Origin of the sequence: Streptomyces sp. NPDC058457 (assembly GCF_042720695.1) — a bacterium.
In the GTDB taxonomy this organism is placed as follows: domain Bacteria; phylum Actinomycetota; class Actinomycetes; order Streptomycetales; family Streptomycetaceae; genus Streptomyces.
Window position 1 is genome coordinate 1 of record NZ_JBHXLU010000184.1, and the last position, 3,241, is coordinate 3,241.

A 3,241-nucleotide genomic window follows, 5' to 3' on the forward strand; every position below is an offset into this window, starting at 1 on the left:
ACAGACTTCCGGACACGATTCACTCCCGGTGCATCAGAGGGCGGAGGGGCTGATGTGACCTATGAATCTCATCCGTGTATCGGGCCGGTCAACCCCAATGCAGGGATGAATATTGCTGAAGTGCAAGAGAGCTTGGGGCTAAACTGTCGCATTACGGCCTCTTTGGCTGCTATACATCACATGTATGGGAGTAGCTGGGAAAACCCAAGTACCCACCTGCGAGCCGCCCCCCGGGGGGACCAGCCACCCGGCATGACGAAGGGCCACGCCCCTTCCCGGAGACGTGGCCCTGGCGATGACGGCGGATCCCTGGTTCGATGTGTCGCTGACGTCGGTCAGGTACCCGGTGGCCCGGTTGACCAGGCTGAAGTAGCCGCCGGAGTCGTACACGAACCGCCACTGCTGCGTGTTGGCGCCGGAGTACGCGGACTGATCGAGCTGGGTGCCGCTGTTGCCGTCCGGGGACTCGAGGACCTTGCCGCTGTTGATGTTGCCCAGCTTCACCTAGCCCGAGTCGACCGACTGCACGCGCCACTGCTGGTTGGTCGCCGCGGTGCAGACCCAGGTGCAGGTCCGCCCCTTGTACGGCCACTGGATGACCTTCGCCCCGTCGGAGGTGGAGCCGCCGTTGACGTCCATGGCCATGCCGCTGGTGCGGTTTGTCAGCGCGTAGGTGGCGCCTTCCACAGGGACCGGAACCAGGGTCCACTCCTGGTTGTCCCCGCCGTTGGCGGTCCACTGGATGACGGGTGCCCCGTCGGCGGGGGAGCCGCCGGACACGTCGGCGACCAGGCCGGCCTTGCGGCCTAGGATCTGGTAGGTGCCGTCACCGTCGGCCCGCAGCTGCCACTGCTGGTGGGTACCGCCGTTGGCGCTCCACTGCTCCAGCTGGACACCGCGGCCGGTGGAGGCGTCGGGCACGTCGAGCACCTTGCCCGAACCGATGGCCGTGATGGTCAGCCAGCCGGTCTGGTTCCCGGTGAGCTGCCACTGCAGGGCGCTGGAGGAGGTGTAGGTGGACTGGGTGATGTTCCCGGAGGAGTCGACCGTGAGTGCCTTCCCGCTCTTCTTGTTGAGGACGGCGTATCCGCCCGCCGGAGCCGGGGTGCCGATCGCGGTGACCGAGAGGTTGTCGAACGCCTGGGTCTGGTAGCCGGCCGTGCCCGGTCCGGCCTCACCCGCGGTGAAGGAGCTGTCGGTGACGCTGCCGACGGTGCTGCCGTCGATCTTCGCAGTGATGGTCGAGCTCTCGAAGGAGATGGCCAGCTTGTGCCAGCTGCCGGTGCCCGACTTGAGGGTGGTCAGGGTGCCGTGCTCGCCGAGATGCTCGTCTACTCCCGCCCAGGCGTGCTGGAGATCCTCCCCGCGCTGCCCGACCAGCTGCCGAAGGGCTCCATCGCCGGCATCCTGGGCAGGAACCGCGTACGGATCCACAGCCTCGCCTGGGACCTGGACGCACGGACCGCCGAGCTGAGCGTCACCCCGGCCGTCGACCAGGACATCACCTTGATCAGTCGGCGCGGCATGACGACCGTGGCCACCTCCGCTACCGTCGCGGCCTCTCCCCTGGGCACTCACGCCAGGAAGGTCTCCCTGACGGCCGGCTGGCGGACGGACATCACGGTGTCGCTGCTCAGCGGCTGGTTCCGGCTGGTCAACCGGCGCAGCGGCAAGGTTCTGGACGTGTCCGACGCCGCCACTGAGGACGGTGCCGGGATCATCCAGTGGACCTCGACGGGCGGCACCAACCAGCAGTGGCGGTTCCTGCCCGAGCCCGACGGATCCTTCCGGATCGCGGCGCGCCACAGCGGCGAAATCCTCGACAGCCCTGGAGGATCCCGGCAGGGCGCGCAACTCGACCAGTGGTCCGACTCGGGCGGGGACAACCAGCACTGGCGTCTGGTCGACGCGGGCGGCGGTTACTACCGGCTCGTCAATATCCGCAACGGCCTGTGCGCGGACGTCGAGAGCGGTTCCACGGACAACGGCACCCGTGTCATTCAGTGGCCCGTCGGCGGCGGCACGAACTAACAGTGGCAGGTGGTCGCCGTGTGACCGGCCGCGGTCCCCGCACTCTCTGCCGACCGTTGGCTGCGTGCGGCCCCGGGGATCCGGGGCTGGGGCGGCGCACTGCGATGTCCTGGACAGCGCTCCCTGCAGGACTGCCGTCACCGCCGTTCCGTTGCCGGTCGGCCGCGTCCGGCAACGGCTCTACGGGAGGTACGGACGGTCTCCGGCGCGGGCACCCCGCGCCGGAGACCGGCTCGGGCCGGACGGTGCGCACCGCTCGCCGCCGGCCTGCGAGCCGGGGCCCGTGCGACCGATCGGCCCGGTCGATGAGAAAACCGTCAGAGGGCGGTGATCTGCCACTGCTGGCGTGTGGCGCCCGTGTAGGTGTGCTGGTCGAGGTCGGCACCGTCGGCGGTGGAGCCGTCGGTGACGTCGAGGGCCAGGCCGCTGAAGCGGTTGGTGAGGAGGTAGTAGCCGTCGCCGGTGGGGGTGACGGCCCAGTGCTGCTGGGGTACGTCGTCGTCGCTCCAGATGCCGGCGGTGGCGGCTTCGGCGCGGGAGAGGCCGCCGATCTCGAGGAGTTTGCCACTGCCGACGCCGCGGATCTCGTAGTAGCCGTCGCCCGTGCTGGTGAAGGTCCACTTCTGGTTGGCGGTGTTCTTCCAGGGCCACTGCAGGACGGCGGTGCCGTTGGCGGTGCCCGCGCCGGAGACGTCGGCGCTCTTCCCGCTGTGGCGGGCGGTGAGGCGGTAGACGGTGCTGTCGCCGGGCAGGACGCGGGAGCGCAGCGCGGGTGTGGTGGTGCGTCCGCCGATGCGGAGGTTGCCGATGTTGGCGTAGTCGCCGGTGGCGGTGTTGACCTTGATGCGGACGTATCCGACGTCGCGGGCGGTCCATTCGGTGAATTTGAGGGTGCGGTCGCCGTTCCAGGTGGGGGTGGCGACCTGGGTGAAGGTGGTGCCGTCGGTGCTGGTGGAGATGGTGCAGGAGGTGATGTCGCCGTCGGTGGAGTTGTTGCGGTTCCACTGCTTGGGCAGGTACTCCAGGCACGAGACACCGCTCCAGACGCCGCCGAGGTCGATGGTGAGGGTCTGGGGGAGGGCCAGGCTCCAGGTGGACCAGCAGGTTTCGAAGCCCTTGTCGCTGAGTCCGTCGATGGCGTTGAGGGGGCCTTCGCCGGTGTGGAAGGCGGTGGCGTAGGCGTTGACGGGGGTGACGGGGTGTTCGGCGC

At 68.9% G+C, this 3,241-nt stretch carries 4 protein-coding genes; 1 reads left to right on the forward strand and 3 read right to left on the reverse strand.

The window, feature by feature from the left end; translation table 11 throughout:
* Positions 1-138 precede the first annotated feature (138 nt).
* Both ACFWPS_RS53845 and ACFWPS_RS53850 read right to left on the reverse strand, forming a co-directional pair.
* Entirely contained in the window at positions 139-504 is a 366-nt protein-coding gene (locus ACFWPS_RS53845) for an RICIN domain-containing protein (RefSeq protein WP_383721877.1), read from the reverse strand.
* Positions 505-1,434, reverse strand: a complete 930-nt coding sequence (locus ACFWPS_RS53850; RefSeq protein ID WP_383721879.1) for an RICIN domain-containing protein — start codon at positions 1,432-1,434, stop codon at positions 505-507.
* Between ACFWPS_RS53850 and ACFWPS_RS53855 the strand changes: the two genes are divergently transcribed.
* Entirely contained in the window at positions 1,348-2,031 is a 684-nt protein-coding gene (locus tag ACFWPS_RS53855; protein WP_383721881.1) for an RICIN domain-containing protein, read from the forward strand. The genes ACFWPS_RS53850 and ACFWPS_RS53855 overlap by 87 nt on opposite strands.
* Before the next feature lie 317 nt (positions 2,032-2,348).
* Here the strand turns inward: ACFWPS_RS53855 and ACFWPS_RS53860 are convergent.
* The coding region (locus ACFWPS_RS53860; protein WP_383721885.1) for an RICIN domain-containing protein at positions 2,349-3,241 on the reverse strand (893 nt) is incomplete at its 5' end.